At 32.4% G+C, this 17,082-nt stretch carries 16 protein-coding genes; 10 read left to right on the forward strand and 6 right to left on the reverse strand.

From position 1 onward, the window contains the following. The first annotated feature begins 129 nt into the window (after positions 1–129). On the forward strand, positions 130–297 hold the full coding sequence (locus tag IAI56_RS03625; RefSeq protein WP_187656576.1) for a hypothetical protein: 168 nt from the start codon (positions 130–132) through the stop codon (positions 295–297). A gap of 66 nt (positions 298–363) precedes the next feature. Here IAI56_RS03625 and IAI56_RS03630 read toward each other — a convergent pair whose 3' ends face one another. Then, a complete protein-coding gene (locus IAI56_RS03630) occupies positions 364–2,820 on the reverse strand; it encodes a TonB-dependent receptor (RefSeq protein WP_187656577.1) in 2,457 nt (818 codons plus the stop codon). Positions 2,821–2,860: 40 nt separating this feature from the next. Then, the gene (locus tag IAI56_RS03635) at positions 2,861–3,226 is read right to left on the reverse strand and encodes an ArsC/Spx/MgsR family protein (RefSeq protein WP_187656578.1); all 366 of its coding nucleotides are present in this window, start codon (positions 3,224–3,226) and stop codon (positions 2,861–2,863) included. A gap of 67 nt (positions 3,227–3,293) precedes the next feature. Between IAI56_RS03635 and IAI56_RS03640 the strand changes: the two genes are divergently transcribed. Continuing rightward, positions 3,294–4,484: a CPBP family intramembrane glutamic endopeptidase gene (locus IAI56_RS03640; RefSeq protein ID WP_187656579.1), complete on the forward strand. Its 1,191-nt coding sequence runs from the start codon at positions 3,294–3,296 to the stop codon at positions 4,482–4,484. Next, positions 4,465–5,505 carry an AMP-binding protein gene (locus IAI56_RS03645; RefSeq protein WP_187656630.1) on the forward strand — a complete coding sequence of 347 codons (1,041 nt, stop codon included), beginning with the start codon at positions 4,465–4,467 and terminating at the stop codon, positions 5,503–5,505. Before IAI56_RS03640 ends, IAI56_RS03645 begins: the two co-directional genes overlap by 20 nt. Positions 5,506–5,514: 9 nt before the next feature. Here the strand turns inward: IAI56_RS03645 and IAI56_RS03650 are convergent, their stop codons facing one another. Together IAI56_RS03650 and IAI56_RS03655 are read right to left on the reverse strand one after the other, a co-directional pair. After that, positions 5,515–7,140: a M1 family metallopeptidase gene (locus IAI56_RS03650; protein ID WP_187656580.1), complete on the reverse strand. Its 1,626-nt coding sequence runs from the start codon at positions 7,138–7,140 to the stop codon at positions 5,515–5,517. A gap of 2 nt (positions 7,141–7,142) precedes the next feature. Continuing rightward, a complete protein-coding gene (locus IAI56_RS03655; RefSeq protein WP_187656581.1) occupies positions 7,143–8,777 on the reverse strand; it encodes an RluA family pseudouridine synthase in 1,635 nt (544 codons plus the stop codon). A 52-nt stretch (positions 8,778–8,829) separates the two neighbouring features. Here IAI56_RS03655 and IAI56_RS03660 point away from each other — a divergent pair, with 52 nt between their 5' ends. Both IAI56_RS03660 and IAI56_RS03665 read left to right on the forward strand, forming a co-directional pair. Beyond that, entirely contained in the window at positions 8,830–9,069 is a 240-nt protein-coding gene (locus IAI56_RS03660) for a hypothetical protein (protein ID WP_187656582.1), read from the forward strand. Then, positions 9,066–9,356: a type II toxin-antitoxin system RelE/ParE family toxin gene (locus tag IAI56_RS03665; protein ID WP_187656583.1), complete on the forward strand. Its 291-nt coding sequence runs from the start codon at positions 9,066–9,068 to the stop codon at positions 9,354–9,356. The genes IAI56_RS03660 and IAI56_RS03665 overlap by 4 nt, the downstream gene beginning before the upstream one ends. A 504-nt stretch (positions 9,357–9,860) precedes the next feature. Here the strand turns inward: IAI56_RS03665 and IAI56_RS03670 are convergent. Both IAI56_RS03670 and IAI56_RS03675 read right to left on the reverse strand, forming a co-directional pair. Then, positions 9,861–10,388 (reverse strand): hypothetical protein, encoded by a 528-nt coding sequence (locus IAI56_RS03670; protein WP_187656584.1) that lies wholly within the window; start codon positions 10,386–10,388, stop codon positions 9,861–9,863. A 17-nt stretch (positions 10,389–10,405) separates the two neighbouring features. Then, positions 10,406–12,034, reverse strand: coding sequence for an acyl-CoA carboxylase subunit beta (locus tag IAI56_RS03675; RefSeq protein ID WP_187656585.1), 1,629 nt, complete (start codon positions 12,032–12,034; stop codon positions 10,406–10,408). A gap of 190 nt (positions 12,035–12,224) precedes the next feature. On the opposite strand from IAI56_RS03675, the gene IAI56_RS03680 reads away from it, so the two are divergent. From IAI56_RS03680 to IAI56_RS03700, 5 genes are all read left to right on the forward strand, one after another. Then, positions 12,225–12,869, forward strand: a complete 645-nt coding sequence (locus IAI56_RS03680) for a DUF47 domain-containing protein (protein ID WP_187656586.1) — start codon at positions 12,225–12,227, stop codon at positions 12,867–12,869. A gap of 28 nt (positions 12,870–12,897) precedes the next feature. Then, a complete protein-coding gene (locus tag IAI56_RS03685; protein ID WP_187656587.1) occupies positions 12,898–14,211 on the forward strand; it encodes an inorganic phosphate transporter in 1,314 nt (437 codons plus the stop codon). A 128-nt stretch (positions 14,212–14,339) separates the two neighbouring features. After that, positions 14,340–15,563, forward strand: coding sequence for a porin (locus IAI56_RS03690; protein WP_187656588.1), 1,224 nt, complete (start codon positions 14,340–14,342; stop codon positions 15,561–15,563). A 112-nt stretch (positions 15,564–15,675) separates the two neighbouring features. Continuing rightward, a complete protein-coding gene (locus tag IAI56_RS03695; RefSeq protein ID WP_187656589.1) occupies positions 15,676–16,137 on the forward strand; it encodes a hypothetical protein in 462 nt (153 codons plus the stop codon). Between the two features lie 105 nt (positions 16,138–16,242). After that, complete coding sequence (locus IAI56_RS03700) at positions 16,243–17,007, forward strand: dienelactone hydrolase family protein (RefSeq protein WP_187656590.1); 765 nt, start codon at positions 16,243–16,245, stop codon at positions 17,005–17,007. Positions 17,008–17,082 lie beyond the last annotated feature (75 nt).

Consider the following 17,082-nt stretch of genomic DNA (forward strand, 5'->3'; position numbering starts at 1 on the left):
TATTTTTGGGTTACAATAGTGCTTTCAACAATTTTTAGTAAATATTGGTTAATAAAATATCTAATCTTCTTTGGTTAGCTTAAATAATACTCATACATTTGCGTATAATTCAAAAAAATTCCGGAAAACATGTTTGAATTTCAACAGTATTTAGGTTTCTTACTTTTCTTAACCGTTTTAACTATCGGTTTTTGGTTAATGATTTTCTTGATTACAGCAATTATTCCTTATTGGGTTTTTGGTGGAATGAGAGAGTTTTTAAAAGAAAGAAAAGCTAATAAAGAAAAGCAACAATAATTTTTTTAAAATTTTGTTCAAAAAAAAGTCCCGAAATATTTCGGGACTTTTTTGTTCTTATGATGATTATCCAGGAAAATCACCGCCATCATCTAGACCATTTCCGTTTCTTGGTTTATCTCTTTCGTTTTTCTTGACGTTAAATCTATAGGTAAATGAAAGTGTAATTTGTCTTTCTCTCCATTGAAATTCGCCATACGAATCTACATTTCCAGGAAGGAAAGTTTCGGAAATTCTTTTTCTAGAATTAAAAACATCACTAACATTTAAAGAAACTGTAGCTTTTTCTTTTAAAACATCTTTACTGAAAGCTAAATTCATAGCAAAAACACCTAAATTTTTTCCTTGAGCAGTTTTTTGGGCACCGTTATAAGTCATGTTGGTTTGCCAATCTACTTTATAAGGTAAAGTAACTTTTGAGTTTACTCTAGCGAACCATGAAGTTGCTTTATTGTCAAAATTTTGAAATACCACATTATTGTTGATATCCGTGTAACTGAAATCACCATCAGTTTCGTTGTAGAAAAAGTTGAAGTTACTGTTTAATTTCCACCATTTATATGGAGAATAATTTAACGTAAATTCAAATCCGCTACGGTATTCTTTTGCTAAGTTGATAGGTGTAGAGATAATAACTGGAACACCATCTTGGAAATCGCCGTTTGGTCTTCTAACAAATTGAAAAGCATCAGATGTAGCATTGAAATACATCGAAGTGTTAAATGTTAATTTGTTCCATTTTTTTATAAATCCTAAATCGAACGCATTGGTAAACGCTGGATCCAAATCGGGATTACCAATGAAAATGTTTACGTTGCTTGATAAATTGTTGAATGGATTTAATTGTCTTCCTCTTGGTCGTTGTATTCTTCGGCTATAACTAAACGAAATATCACTTGTTTCATTTAATTCATAAGTAAAAAATGCTGACGGGAAAAAGTTGTTGTATTTTTTATTATTAAAATCGTTGCTAGCCAATTGGTTTACATCAATATTTGAGTCTTCCCAACGTAATCCATAAAGCATTGATAGTTTATTAAATTTGGTTCCAAATTGAGTATAAAACGCATTTACTTTTTCCTTATATTCCAAAATATTAGTAAACTGTGGTAAAGGAATTCCGTTTGTAATTACACTATAATCTGTAGTATTTGTTAGAAAATCTCCACGATAACCGGCTTCAAATTGACTGTTTTTTGCAATTGGTAAAACATAATCAAGTTGAAATAAATTTCTGTTTTGTTTTTGGTCATTAAAAGTATTGTCGGTAAAAACATTTGCAGAATTGTTTGTACTATCTGTAATTAAAGCAATATTTTTATCTTCGTTTGAAGAAACCGATGCGTCAACAGTTAGTTTGTGACCATCTTTTTTAAATTTCTTAGTAAAATTTGTGCTGAATTCAATATTTTGGCTATTTCCATCTTCTTCATTTACACGATTTCTGGTATAATCGTAAACAAAATTTCCATCATAATAATTTTGGAATACATCGTCAACATTATTCCCACTACTTTTTCTATAATTTACAATGTTAGTCCAAGTCAAGCTTTCAGATAAAAACCAATCAAAACCAAAATTTCCGTTATACGATTTATTTAAACGCTCGTTTTCACGGTTTTCATACATATAATCGCGCGTAGAATTATCGTCATTCAAATATCTTGAATTGGTAAACGAATTTCCTGGACTTTGTCTATAGCTATAACCTTGAGTGGTAAAAAGGTTAAATTCTTTTGCTTTAAAGTTAATAGTTCCGCTAAGGCCATGGTTTTCAGGATAACCAGTATTGGCAATCAAGGTTCCATTTAATCCATTGTTTTTTCCTTTTTTTAGAATAATATTCAAAATTCCTCCACCACCTTCAGCATCATATCTAGCTGATGGATTGGTAATTACTTCAACTTTGTCTATAGCATCAGCAGGAATTAATCGCAAAGCATCGGTAACACTAATTGCATTTGAAGGTCTTCCGTCAATAAGGATTTTTACATTTTCGTTTCCACGTAAACTTACATTTCCTTCAACATCAACAGAAACCGATGGAATATTGTCCAAAATATCGCTAACCGTTCCACCTTTTACCATTAAATCATTACCAACGTTGTACACTTTTTTATCAAGCTTAATTTCAACGGTAGTTTTTTCGGCTCTAACTACAACTTCATTAAGCTGTTTAGCGCCATCTTCTAAAAAAACAGTGCCTAAATTGGTGTTTTGAGTAATGCTTTTATTGCTGATTTCATTAGCTTGAAACGAAATAAACTCAATAATAATGTTGTAATTTCCTGAATTTACATCAACAGAAAATTCTCCTTTTGCATCGGTAATTCCACCAAAAACTTGGTTTGGATTGGCAATATTTTTAAGCGTAATTGTAGAATATTCAAGTGGTAAATTAGTCGATTTTTCTATAACTTTACCAGTAACTTTCAGTTTACTTTGACTAGTATTGGGTTGTGCATAGGATAAAAATGAAAGGAAGAAAAGAGCAGTTGCTACTATCAGTTTGATATTTTTCATTGAAATAAAGTTAAATTCAATGGCAAAAATACATTTTCACTCAAGATAGGTTTCCCAAAAGTTTGTTAAATGAATCTTCAGATTTGCTTAAATCACGAGCAATAACTGCGTGATTTTTACCAATAATAATTGGTCTTTCTATTAAAATCGGAAATTGACTCAAAGCTTCTATAATTGCTTTGTCACTTAGATTTTTACCTTTAAATTTTTCTATCCAAATATTTTCCTTTTGACGAACTAAATCTAAGGGTTTGAGATTTAATTTTTTCAAAAGAGTTTCTATTTCGTTTATTCTTAATGGATTATCAAGATATTTAATAACAGTGTAATCAATTTTCTTTTCGCCAAGAAAAGCTAAACACGTTCTTGATTTGCCACATCTAGGATTATGAAGTACTTCAATCATATTTTTTTTTGCAAAGTTCCATATTTTCGCATAAAAAAAATTAAATTAGACAAATAAAATTTAGAGTATGTTTTTAGAAAATGCGGTCACACCCGAAAATAAGTTTTGGAAATACATTGTTGGTTCTGTAATTGTAATTTGTGCATCGTTTATTGGACAAATTCCATTTATGATTGCCATTGCGTTTAAATCATTTTCGAGCGGAAAATCGTTTCCAACTGATGAAAAATCATTGATGAGTTTCCTTAATCCAAATTTATCATTGTTCTTATTAATGCTGTCTTTTGCGTTTGCATTTTTGGCAATTTATTTGGTTATAAAATACCTTCACAAACAAACTTTTTTATCGGTTACAACATCTAGAAGCAGAATGGATTGGAAGCGTTTTTTCTTTTCGTTTTCCATTTGGGGTATTTTTACAATCGCTTCAACTGTGATTATGTATTATGCTAACCCAGAAGGTTTTGAAATAAATTTTAAACCCATTCCTTTTGCTATTTTGGCGGTTATAGCCATTGTTTTGATTCCAATTCAAACTAGTACTGAAGAATATGTTTTTAGAGGTTATTTGATGCAAGGATTTGCTGTCGTATCGTTGCAAAAAAAGTTCATTAGTGGCGTTTTTTATACTTTTCTATTTGTTCCAATATACATTGTTATAGGATCAATTATTGATATTCAATTAACTTCAAAATGGTATTCATTTTCCCAAATAATAGTATTTTGTCTATCAGTTTTATTTCTTTTATTACTTGATTTGACTTTAACAAAACTTAATTTTTTTGAAACTAATTTTTATTCTAAACTCTATCAAAAGAGTAAAAGTAAATTGCTTCCATTATTTATTACCTCGGTTATTTTTGGAACGTTACACATCGCTAATCCTGAAGTGCAAAAACTTGGGTATATCGTAATGATTTATTACATCGGAACAGGTTTTTTTCTGGGAATAATTACATTGATGGATGAAGGAATGGAATTGGCATTGGGTTTTCATGCGGCTAATAATCTAATTGCAGCTTTGTTAATTACATCCGATTGGTCTGCCTTTCAAACCGAATCAATTTTAAAAGATAATTCAGAACCTTCGGCAGGATTGGAAGTTTTAATTCCGGTTTTTGTTATATTTCCTTTATTGTTGTTCCTTTTTAGTAAGAAATACAAATGGACCGATTGGAAAGAGAAATTAACTGGAAAAATAAATATAGTAGAAGTTGAACCTATTCAAAATATTGGAAATCATGACAGTAACTTATGAAAATGTACATAATAAATTTAAGCTAAACGGATTTCATTTGGACAAGGATGATTTGTGTCGCGTTGCTTATAGTTTTATAAAAGAAGGAGAAGATTTTGAAAAACCAGTGGGCGATTTTCTACTGGATTGGTTTGATAACAAGGAGTTTATCCAAATGCAAACTTCGGGTACAACTGGAACGCCAAAAATCATTTCGGTGAGCAAACAAGCAATGGTCAATTCGGCTTTGGCTACAGGCGATTTTTTTGGTTTAGAGCCCGGAAATAAAGCATTGCATTGTCTTCCTGTGAAATATGTTGCGGGAAAAATGATGTTGGTTCGAGCGATGATTTTAGGTTTGGATTTAGAGTTTGTTGCTCCAAGTTCACATCCGTTGCGAAATAACGAATATGATTATGATTTTGTTGCAATGGTTCCGCTGCAAGCTCAGAATTCTATTAGTGAACTAAAACGCGTTAAAAAAATGATTGTTGGTGGAGCAAAAATCAATAATTCGCTCGAAAAGCAATTGATTAAATTAAAGACCGAAGCGTTTGAAACCTATGGAATGACGGAAACTATTACACATATTGCTGCTAAAAAAGTAGGCGAGAAGGCATTTACTGTTTTGCCAGATGTTACGATTTCCTATGATGATAGAAATTGTTTGGTTATTCACGCACCAAGGATTTCGGATGAAGTAATCGTAACGAATGATATTGTAGAGTTGATTAATGAAAATCAATTTGTCTTTCTAGGTCGAATGGATAATGTGATCAATAGTGGCGGGATTAAATTAATTCCTGAACAAATTGAAGAAAAACTAGCAGGAAAAATTGACGTTCGTTTTTTTGTTGCTTCCAAAGAAGATAAAGAATTAGGCGAAAAAGTAATTTTGGTTATTGAAGGCGAAAAACAAGCTATTGATGACGCCATTTTTGCCGATTTGGACAAATATGAAAAACCAAAAGAAATTGTTTTTGTTCCAAAATTTAAAGAAACTCCAACTGGAAAGATTTTACGTAATGAAACGTTACTTTAATGAAATGTTTTAATTATTTTCAAATGATTTTTTGACAAAGAAGTTATCACTAACTTCTATTTTATCCGTTGGTTTTACTTTGAAATTCGATTTAACCCAAGAGTTTACGGGATAAATTCTTTTTGACTTTCCGTTTATTTTAATATTTATAGGCATGAAAAAATTAGTTTCATCAGTTGTCCATTTGTAGAATAAACGTTTGTTTTCGATTTTATATTCTAATTTTGGAATAGAAGTTTGACGCAAATACTGATTGAAAACAGTCGTTAAATCCATTCCGCTTTCTTTGTTGAAAAAAGCAATTACGGTTTCGGTATCAATGATTTTATGACGGAAAGTAGTAGAATAATCCAAAATCAGTTTCCACCATTTTGTGTCATCATTGATAACATGACGCAAGGTGTTTAAAAGTAAAGCACCTTTTGGATACATATCGCCTGAACCTTCATTATTAACTCCATAGTTTCCAATGATAGGACTGCTATTAAAAACATTTTTCTGCAAACCTTTGGCATATTGCATTGCTTTTTCGTAGCCCAATTGACATTCTACAAAAACAATTTCAGTGTATTGTGTAAAGCCTTCGTGTATCCACATGTCCGCAATATCTTTGGAAGTAATGCTGTTTCCAAACCATTCGTGTCCACTTTCGTGAATGGTTATATAATCAAAAGTTAGTCCAATTCCTGTCCGAGATAAATCATTTCCAAGATATCCTTTTAAAAACTTATTTCCATAAGCCACAGCACTTTGATGTTCCATACCTAAATAAGGAGTTTCAACTAGTTTGTAACCATCTTCTTTGAAAGGATAGTTGCCAAACTTACTCTGAAAACAATCCATCATCGGTTTTACTTCTTCAAAATGTTTTCGGGCTTTTTCTTCATTATAGCTTAAAACATAATAGTCCAAATCCAATCCGTTGTGATTGTCATGAATGTGAACATAATCACCAATATTTAGCGTGATATTGTAGGTATTGATTGGATTTTTCACTTCCCAATCCCAACGGGTGAAATCATTTTCTAGCTTTTCCGAACCCATAAATCTTCCATTAGAAACATTCATTAAACCATTGGGAACGGCTACTTTTATACTTGCGCCATTTTCTGGTTCGTCTGTTTGTGTGTCTTTTACTGGATACCATAAACTTGCTCCAGTGCCTTGCACAGAAACGCCAATCCAATCTTTTCCGTTTTTATCTTTAGTAAAAACAAAACCGCCATCCCAAGGTGCATTTCTCGCAACTACAGGATTTCCTTGGTAAAAAAATTGAATGGATTGTGTTGTTTCTTTATTTAATTCAGATGGGAAAGAGATAAAAACAGCATTGAATTCTCTTTTGTAATCTAATTTTTGTTTGTTCCAAATGATGGAATCGATTTGCATGTTATCAAACAAATCGATTTGAATTTTTTTAGTATTTTCAACTACTTTAAAAACAATTTCGTTATTGCCTTTAATCTTTTTTGTTCTTGGTAAAACGATGATATCAAGATTGTAGCGCATAACATCGAAACAAGTTCTTTCAAAACGCAGTCCGCCGTGAAGACTGTCTTTTCGGGTAAAAGTTTCTTGTGCAACAAGAGATTGTAAGCCAAAAACTATCAAGAAAAAGCAAACTATTTTTTTCATAATTAAAAATCTGTTTCTATGGAAATTGTCATTTCTTCCTTCGAAAAAGGATGTTTAAAAGTAATACTTTCCGCGTGAAGATGCAAACGATTGGCTTTGGTTCCATACAAATCGTCGCCAACGATTGGACAATTTAATCCTAAATAGTGCGCTGCATGAACGCGTAACTGATGCGTTCGTCCCGTAATCGGGTAGAAGTGAACCAAGGTTTGATTGTTGCGAATTTCGATGGTTTTCCATTCGGTTTTTGCTGGTTTTCCGTGTTCGAAACATACGATTTGATTGGGACGATTGTCTAAATCTACACGAAGAGGCAATTCAATTATTCCTTCTTTTGCAGTCAAAATTCCATCAAGTAACGCAACGTAACGTTTTTTTACTTTCCGTTTGATGAATTGTGCTTGAAGGTTTTTGTAACTTTCAAAGTTTTTACCAATTAAAATAATACCTGAAGTAGACATGTCTAAACGATGAACAATCATAGCATTAGGATATTTCGATTGTATTCGAGTTTGTACTGAATCAGTAATTTGTTTTCCTGGAACCGAAAGGAATTCGGCGGGTTTGTTAACCGCAATAATGTGTTCATCTTCAAAGACAATTTCGAGTTCTTTTCCATCGGCTGGATTAATTTCAAACGGATTTTTATCGGTTTCAATGCCATTGAGCATGTGTTTTAAAATCGGTTCGCACTTTCCCATGCAAGCTGGATAAAACTGTTGGTGTTTTCTAACTTCGGATTTTGGCGATTTTCCCCACCAAAATTCTGCCATACAAATAGGTTTTAAGTTATGTTGAAAAGCATAATGCAACAGTTTTGGCGCAGCACATTCACCCGAACCAGCTGGCGGATTTCCGTTGAAGATTTCGGCTAAACTTTTGAGTTGCTTGTCTTTATTGAGAAAAGCATATTCGGTAAAAAGTTGTTGTTGCAATGCAGCCGATTTTTCTTTTCGTTCTTCTTTTAATTGGTTGATTTTATTGGTGAACTGCACTAAATTTTGTTTGGCATCTTCCAATTTATAATTCCAATATTGTGTCATTTTTTTGAGCAAAATACCTTCGTCTTGACTTTCTTTGTTGAATTGTTCGATTTTTGACGGAGTTGCTGTTTTTCTTTTTTCAGCACGAAGTTTTTTCCCGAGTTTTATTTTTTCTTTCTGAGTAGTAATTTCTTTTTCTGCTTGTAACTTGGTTTGTTCTAAATGTTGAATGGCTGATAAAAAGTTCTGGTTTTGTTCCAAAGCTTCGATTTCAGCATTGTACAGATTGAGAATGACTTCTTCTTTTTTGAAATAACCGTTGTCGTCCAACATATCATAAACTGTTGGGACAAATTTTGGATGATGATTGCTTTCCGCTAATTTTCCCGAAAAAGCCCAAAGATGACCGAGTTCACCATTTTGATTTTGAACGATTAAAACACCAAACATTTTCCCTATTTCCAGACCTTTTTGTTTTTCATCTAAACCAAAGTTATGCTCAAAATCGGTTTGGGTTTCCAGATAATTTTGCAGTTCGTTTGCTGCAATGCTGCTTAATTCGTGCGGTTCATAATAAAAAGGAAAAGTGAATTTTTCCGGTAACGGAATGGTGGAGATGTTGGTTTGAAAAGAGTGGAAACAAAGGTCAATCATTTTGCAAATATAGAACTTGAAATTTTATATATTTGTGTAACAAACTTATTTTATGATGAATATAGAAGCGCAAAGAAAAAGTATTATTCACCGAATTTTAGACGTTAAGAATGAAGAATTGTTGTCTAAAATTGATGAGTTATTAAATGCTGATGGTTATATTTATTCAGTTCAAGGTGATTTTTTGACACAAGCTGAGTTTAAAAATCAAGTACTTGATATTCTTCAAGTTTCAGAAGATGGAGAAGTTTATACTACAGAAGAAGTCAGAAAAAAGATTTTGAAAAAATGAAGCTTGTAGTTTGGTCAAAAGCTTCGAGTATTTCTTTACAGTACATTTACGATTATATACTTAATGAAAGCAAAAGTCCACAAAATGCCGAAATGGTTGTTTTAACTTTGTTGAAATTAGGTAATGAGTTAAATATCTTTCCTGAAAAATTTCCAAAAGAACCTACTTTTAATGATGAAAGTATTCGTTTTTGTGTGAAGTGGAATTTCAAAATTTTATATCAAATTAAACATGATAAGATTTTGATTATTAATGTTTATAGTACCAAAATGTCTTTTTTTAAATAAATTAAATTTTTAAAACACGTTTACAAAATTGATACGATAAATATATTCCAAAACCGAAGATTAAAACAAATTGAAAAGTAGAAGGATAAGCATGACAACCATTCCAACTTGGGAAATCGTATAGTAAGTTGATTAACCAATTATTACCGCTATGATGATCGTCACAACTATCAGGAATCAGTAAGCTTTCAATAATAGAGGAAATAAAAATCGAAATTATTATTCCTGGAATGGAAAATAGAATTAGGAAAATTATTTTATTGAATTTTGGCAAATTATTAATTTATTTTAAGATTTTGAGCAATAGTTGTTTACATCTAAATATTATAAGATTCCTCATTTCTCGGAGCGACAAGATTATTTACAGATATTTAATATTTATATTATTTTGCAGATTGAAGAAGTTAATGACTTTGAACATAAATACTGTGTATTAAGATAATTATCATTAGGGATGAAAATTTTCCAATTGATAAAAATAAAAATGACTAATATTTACTGTACTTACTCATAATAATCCACAAAAGATAAGTTTTCAGCATTGATTCTCACATCGTATAATCCAACGAAATAATTTTCTAAGTCAGTTACTGTTTTTTTTTCGTCATTATATACAATATTCACGAGAATTCTTTTCCTTCCCAAACTATCAATTAATCCAACATATTGTTTGTCGAGTTGATTAAAATTTTTCTGTGTATATCTAGCCAATATTAGATTTTCTTTGTAAGCCTTTGTAGAGACTTCATCTCTTAAATTGATTAAATTATATAAATCATTTCTCTTTTTGTATTTGTAATAGTTTTTCTGAAGTTTTTTATTGATTATTAAAATGTCAGAAATACTAGGATTGAAAAATTTACGGTAATCATACTTTTGACTATAAGCCGAGTCAAAAATCATAATCTTTGAATTTGTAAATTCTACTAGAGAGCCATTTGGAACTGAATGTACTTTGTATTCAATATTTTTTGAAGAATTACACGAAATCGAAATCAGGCATAATGAGAGTATTTTGATTATAGTTTTCATAGATGCGTATAACTATATTAAACCTGAATAACTCCCAAATTAAATTTTTTCTCAACAGGCGCATGATTTGCCGCTTCAATTCCCATAGAAATCCAAGTTCTGGTTTCTAGCGGATCGATAATTGCATCGGTCCAAAGTCGTGCCGCAGCATAATAAGGAGAAACTTGCGCATCATATCGTGCTTTGATTTTGTCAAACAGTTCTTGTTCTTTTACTTCATCTACAATTTCGCCTTTGGCTTTTAAGGAAGAAGCTTCGATTTGCGCTAAAACTTTGGCTGCTTGTGTTCCGCCCATAACTGCAAGTTCCGCACTTGGCCAAGCAAATATCAATCTTGGATCATAGGCTTTTCCACACATGGCATAATTTCCGGCACCATAAGAATTCCCAACGACAACGGTGAATTTTGGAACAACCGAATTGGAAACAGCATTCACCATTTTAGCTCCATCTTTTATAATTCCGCCGTGTTCCGATTTACTTCCAACCATAAAACCCGTTACGTCTTGAAGGAAAACCAACGGAATTTTCTTTTGGTTACAATTGGCAATAAATCGTGTGGCTTTATCGGCTGAACTGGAATAAATTACGCCTCCAAATTCAATTTCTCCTTTTTTGGTTTTAGAAACTGTTCGTTGATTGGCAACAATTCCAACAGCCCAACCGTCAATTCTGGCATAACAAGTGATGATTGATTTTCCATAATCAGGTTTGTACATATCCATTTCAGAATTGTCAACCAGTCGTTTGATGATTTCCATCATATCGTATTGATCACTTCTTGATTTTGGAATAATACCATAGATGTCTTTTTCTTCCAAGGCTGGTTTTTGTGGTTTTTCACGATTGAAACCCGCTTTTTCATAATCGCCTATTTTTCCAACAATACTTTTTATTCTGTCCAACGCATCTTTATCGTCTTTGGCTTTATAATCGGTCACACCCGAAATTTCGCAATGCGTGGTTGCGCCACCCAATGTTTCATTGTCAATATTTTCACCGATTGCAGCTTTAACCAAATAGCTTCCCGCAAGAAATATACTTCCGGTTTTATCTACAATCATCGCTTCGTCACTCATGATGGGCAAATAGGCACCACCAGCAACACAACTTCCCATTACGGCAGCAATTTGGGTAATTCCCATACTTGACATGATAGCATTGTTTCTAAAAATGCGACCAAAATGTTCCTTATCTGGAAAAATTTCGTCTTGCATTGGTAAATAAACTCCAGCAGAATCTACTAAATAGATAATTGGAAGGCGATTTTCCATAGCAATTTCTTGCGCACGAAGGTTCTTTTTTCCAGTAATTGGAAACCAAGCACCCGCTTTTACGGTAGCATCATTAGCCACAACAATGCATTGTTTTCCTTTGATATAACCCATTTTTACCACAACACCGCCAGATGGACAACCGCCGTGTTCAGCATACATTCCGTCGCCAACAAAAGCACCAATTTCGATACTTTTTACTTTTTCATCAAGCAGATAATCAATACGTTCGCGAGCGGTCATTTTGCCTTCGGCATGAAGTTTTTCAATACGTTTTTCGCCTCCACCAAGTTTAACTTTGGCAAAACGCTGTTTTAAATCTGATAATAAAAGTCTGTTATGATCTTCGTTTTTGTTGAAGTTGATATCCATTTTGTAAAATATATTGCTGTTGTTTTATTCGGGTTGCTAATCTACGAAAACGTTTTCAAAGCCAAAAATTATACTAATTTAAGTATGATTTTCTAATGTTAACAAATTGTAAATTTCATTTAAAATGACAAATATATATTTAATATTCACTTAACATTAGAGTAATACATTTGCATCAAATTTTAACGTCATGACATTAAACAACATCTTCCAGTTTTTAGTTCCAAAAGATAAAAAATTCTTTCCACTTTTTGAACAAGCAGCATCCAATTTAGTTTTACTAGCAGAAACTTTGCACGAAGCCGTAAATGCACCAAAAGTTGAGCGCGAAGAATATTTCAAAAAAGTAGAAGAACTTGAGGCAACTCTTGAAGAAATTACTCATAAGACTCACTTAGAATTAAGTAGAAATTTCATTACTCCATTTGATAGAGAAGATATTCATGCTTTGGTAAAAGCTATGGATAACGTTGCTGATTACATGCACGGAGCATCGAGTAGAATGCGTTTGTATCAAGTAGATAAAATTACAAAATCTATTCGAAAATTAACCGAAATTAATGTGGAAGCATGTCAATTGATACAAGTTGGTATCAGAGAATTGAAAGACATGAAAGATCACAAAGCGATTAAAGATACTTGTAAAAAAATCAATAAATTAGAAAGTAAAGCGGATTCAGTTTTTGATAAAGCTGTTGCCGATATTTTTGAGAATGAAACCGATGTAAAAAACATCATTAAATACAAAGAAGTACTTTCAGCCTTAGAATCTGCATCAGATAAATGTAAAAGTGTTTCTAACGTAATGGAACAAATTTCAGTAAAACATTCATAATTAATCTTTAAAAAATTAAACATTATTTATGGATTTTACATTATTAATTGTCATCATTTTTTTAGCACTTGTTTTTGATTACATCAATGGTTTTCATGATGCGGCAAATTCAATTGCTACTATTGTGGCAACTAAGGTTTTAACACCTTTTCAAGCGGTTCTTTGGGCAGCAGTTTTTAACTTTATGGCCTATTGGGTTTTTGGGTTTGGTGTTGCCGATACGGTTGCAAAAACAGCTCATACCAGCAGTATTGATTTGGTTGTTATTCTTGCCGGAGTTATTGCGGCAATTATTTGGAATTTATTGACTTGGTGGAAAGGTATTCCATCATCGTCTTCTCATACTTTAATTGGTGGTTTTGCCGGTGCAGCAATTGCGCATGGTTTTTATGATGCCAATGTTCCTGTGGAAGATTATGGTTTTAAAATTGTAAACTGGTTAAAAGATGCCAAAGAAGGTGAATTATTGCCATCTGGAGTAATGATTGTAATTTTATTTATTGTTTTTGCTCCATTATTAGGAATGATAATTTCCTATCTTATTTCACTTTGGTTAATGTATTCGTCAAAGAAAAATATAGGGCCAAAAGTTTTAACTGTAGTATTGATGCTTTTAGTATTATGGTTTTTAAGTTCGGTTTTAAAATTTGATTACGTTCCAGAAAAGGCAATGTTTCATAATAAATTTTGGTATTTCATTAGTGAACCACATAATATTAAATGGTTTTTGGTTGCTTTTATTTTCTACAGTTTGGCAATATTTAATTTACTTTTCAGTAGTTTTTCAACAGCTACAGCCGAGAGAGTTTTGAAGAAGATGCAATTATTATCTTCGGCAGCATTTAGTCTTGGTCATGGTGGAAACGACTCTCAAAAAGTAATGGGAATTATTGCTGCTGCGGTAATGGTTTATGTAAAATCAAATCCAGATGCAGAATTATCTATTGGCGGAATTTTAGACTTGCATATCGATATTGACAAAGGTACAATGCCAGGTTGGATTCCATTAACATGTTATACTGTTATTGCATTGGGAACTTTAAGCGGTGGATGGAAAATTGTAAAAACAATGGGTTCCAAAATTACTAAAGTTACCGCTTTTGAAGGTGTTGTAGCTGAATCGGCTGGAGCATTAACTTTATTTTCTACAGAACATTTTAAAATTCCAGTATCAACAACGCATACTATCACAGGTTCAATCATTGGAGTAGGAGTTACTAAAAGAGTTTCTGCTGTTCGTTGGGGTGTAACCGTAAAACTATTGTGGGCTTGGATTTTAACTATTCCCGTTTCTGCTCTTTTAGCAGCATTGACTTATTATCTACTAAAATTATTTTTATAATATTTTGATACATTATCAAGCCAACTGTTATGGTTGGCTTTTTTTATAACTTATTGATGTTTGTTATTAAATCATTTAGAAAACGTCAAATTTTTGTAAACAACACTAACTAATTATACAAATTCAGAATGAAGAAAATACTATTACTAAGTTTATTCTTTATATCCTTTATCGGAACTTCACAGGTTACCATAAAGCAAACTAAAGACGATAACGACTTAAAACTTTCTGCTTTACCTTATTATAGTTTTGGAAAAGGTTTAGGATTGACTTCGCCAGATAGTATTTTTCAATTGAACATTCGTTTTAGAATGCAAAACCGAGTAACTTATCTTGAAAACGATGGTGAAAATGGTGCTTATGATGGACAAATCCGTCGTTTGCGTTTGCGTTTTGATGGGTATGTAGGTAATCCGAAGTTTCTTTACGCCATTCAATTATCTTTTGCGCCAGGTGATGTTGGTGAAATTCGTGAAGGCGAAAACATCAACATTATTCGTGATGCAGTCGTTTTTTATAGACCAAATAGACATTGGAATCTTAGTTTTGGGCAAACAAAATTACCCGGAAATCGTCAGCGTATTAACTCTTCTGGAGGTTTGCAATTGACGGATAGAACAATTAATAATGCCAAATTTACAGTTGATAGAGATTTTGGTTTTCAAGTTCATAATTTGAATGAATTCAAAGATAAATTTTCTTATAATTTTAAAGCTGCAATTTCAACTGGCGAAGGACGAAACAGCACCGAAAAACCTGATGATGGCGTTGCTGTTACTGGAAAAGTTGAAGCCTTTCCTTTTGGAGCATTTTCCAAAGACGGAACTAATTTTGAAGGAGACATTGTTCGCGAAAAGAAACCAAAATTAATGGTATCGGGTGCTTTTCAACAAAATAATCATGCGAGAAGAACACAAGGTCAATTAGGTAATGATTTATTTGATACACGAACGATGAAATCCGTTATGCTTGATGCCATGTTTAAATACAACGGTTGGGCTGCTATGATGAGTTATATGTCGAGAACTACTAATAAAAATGCGGTAACCTTCAATCCTGATGATATTACTGAAACCAGTTTTGCTTATGTTGGAAACGGATTTGACTATCAAGCCAGTTACAATACAAAATCCAATTATGAATTTATTGCGCGTTATTCAGTTCAAAATGTAGCCAATGACATTCGTGCCTTGGCACCAAATACTAAGCAATATTCTATTGGTGTAACCAAATACATTTGGGAACATGCGTTCAAACTTCAAACCGAATTGAATTTTGATACATTAAATTTTGCCGACGGAACTACTAAAAACAACTGGTATTTGCGTTTTCAAGTAGAAATAGGAATTTAATTTCAAAAAAAAGAAACAAAATTTACTCCAATGTTAAGTTTTTACTCAAAATGAAAACTTAACATTGGAGTATCGTTTTATATAATACATTTGTTTATAAATTTCTATTCTTATGATCAAAAGAAAACCAACACAAACCAGCGAAGTTTCAGAAACTATTAAAGAAGTGATTACTACAAATGAAACCCCAAACACTGAAACATCAGAAACAGAAGCAAAACCAAAACCAGCCAGAAGAAGAACGACTAAAGTTGTTCAACCTATTGTTGAAGAAGCTAATGATGTAGTGGAAGAAAACCAGCCAGTTGTTGAAAATACTGATTCCGAAGCAATTTCTCAATCGGATATTTTAGAAGAAGCTGCTGCCATTGCTAAAAAGATACAGTCCAAAAAAGCTAAGGAAAAGGCTAAAGCTAAAGCAAAGGAAAAACAGAAAAAGAAAAAAGCTAAGGAAAAAGAAAAGCTAAGAGCCAAAAAAGCGAAAGAGAAAAAGAAAAAGAAAGAAAAAATTAAAAAAGCCAAGCAAAAAGCTAAAGAAAAGAAAAAGTCAAAATCCAAAAAGAAGAAGAAGTAAGAGTTTGAATTTTAAATAAACGAGCCGATGTATTTTTACGTCGGCTTTTTTAATATGCGATTAACAATTGTTTGTTTAACTAATGTTTACATTTACCAAAAAAAGATGAAGACAAAATTATTTTTTCTAAGCATCATTTTTCTCCCAATGATGGCAACAGCTCAATTGAAACCCTTTGAGTACAATGATGGACAGCAAGTTCTGAGCGGATTTGGAATTAAACCAAAAAAAGAATTAGATGGCAAACCAGCAGTACTTATCCTTCCAGCGTGGATGGGAATTGATGAACATTCTAAAGAAACAGCAATCAAATTAGCAGCTTTAGGATATTATGCTTTTGTAGCCGATATTTATGGCAAAGACAGCCGTCCAAAGAACACCTCAGAAGCTGGACAAAAAGCGGGTTTTTTCAAAAATAATTTTACAGAATATCAAAACAGAATTCAATTGGCATTGGCACAATTAATAAAATTAGGAGCTAATCCTGATAAAGTGGTCGTTATGGGATATTGCTTTGGTGGAACAGGAGCGATTGAAGCAGCAAGAGGAAATTTAAAAGTGCAAGGCGCAGTTTCTTTCCATGGCGGATTAGGTAAAGAACCAACTAGAGCTACGGATAAAATTACCCTAAAAGTTTTGGTATTACACGGTGCAGACGATCCATTTGTACCAAAAGCTGAAATTGAAAATTTTCAAACCGAAATGAGAAATTCGGGTGCCGATTGGCAAATGATTTATTACGCCAATGCGGTTCATGCTTTTACACATAAAGATGCTGGCGATGACAATAGCAAAGGCGCAGCTTATAACGAGCTAGCCGACAAACGTTCATGGATTGCCTTTCTGAATTTTCTAAAAGAAGTATTGTAGTCGATTTAAAACCACAAGAAAAGCCCAAAATAATTTTATAGTTATTTCGGGCTTTTTTTATGCTATGCTATAAAA

The sequence above is a fragment of the Flavobacterium macrobrachii genome, assembly GCF_014486675.1.
GTDB classification, from domain to species: Bacteria; Bacteroidota; Bacteroidia; order Flavobacteriales; family Flavobacteriaceae; genus Flavobacterium; species Flavobacterium macrobrachii.

Excerpts from the sequence above, each read along its gene's own strand:
- IAI56_RS03675 (WP_187656585.1), bottom strand. The coding sequence starts at position 12,034 with ATGGATATCAACTTCAACAAAAACGAAGATCATAACAGACTTTTATTA.
- IAI56_RS03640 (WP_187656579.1), top strand. The coding sequence starts at position 3,294 with ATGTTTTTAGAAAATGCGGTCACACCCGAAAATAAGTTTTGGAAATAC.
- IAI56_RS03690 (WP_187656588.1), top strand. The coding sequence starts at position 14,340 with ATGAAGAAAATACTATTACTAAGTTTATTCTTTATATCCTTTATCGGA.
- IAI56_RS03685 (WP_187656587.1), top strand. The coding sequence starts at position 12,898 with ATGGATTTTACATTATTAATTGTCATCATTTTTTTAGCACTTGTTTTT.
- IAI56_RS03670 (WP_187656584.1), bottom strand. The coding sequence starts at position 10,388 with ATGAAAACTATAATCAAAATACTCTCATTATGCCTGATTTCGATTTCG.
- IAI56_RS03635 (WP_187656578.1), bottom strand. The coding sequence starts at position 3,226 with ATGATTGAAGTACTTCATAATCCTAGATGTGGCAAATCAAGAACGTGT.
- IAI56_RS03630 (WP_187656577.1), bottom strand. The coding sequence starts at position 2,820 with ATGAAAAATATCAAACTGATAGTAGCAACTGCTCTTTTCTTCCTTTCA.
- IAI56_RS03680 (WP_187656586.1), top strand. The coding sequence starts at position 12,225 with ATGACATTAAACAACATCTTCCAGTTTTTAGTTCCAAAAGATAAAAAA.
- IAI56_RS03625 (WP_187656576.1), top strand. The coding sequence starts at position 130 with ATGTTTGAATTTCAACAGTATTTAGGTTTCTTACTTTTCTTAACCGTT.
- IAI56_RS03655 (WP_187656581.1), bottom strand. The coding sequence starts at position 8,777 with ATGATTGACCTTTGTTTCCACTCTTTTCAAACCAACATCTCCACCATT.
- IAI56_RS03665 (WP_187656583.1), top strand. The coding sequence starts at position 9,066 with ATGAAGCTTGTAGTTTGGTCAAAAGCTTCGAGTATTTCTTTACAGTAC.
- IAI56_RS03695 (WP_187656589.1), top strand. The coding sequence starts at position 15,676 with ATGATCAAAAGAAAACCAACACAAACCAGCGAAGTTTCAGAAACTATT.
- IAI56_RS03650 (WP_187656580.1), bottom strand. The coding sequence starts at position 7,140 with ATGAAAAAAATAGTTTGCTTTTTCTTGATAGTTTTTGGCTTACAATCT.
- IAI56_RS03700 (WP_187656590.1), top strand. The coding sequence starts at position 16,243 with ATGAAGACAAAATTATTTTTTCTAAGCATCATTTTTCTCCCAATGATG.
- IAI56_RS03660 (WP_187656582.1), top strand. The coding sequence starts at position 8,830 with ATGATGAATATAGAAGCGCAAAGAAAAAGTATTATTCACCGAATTTTA.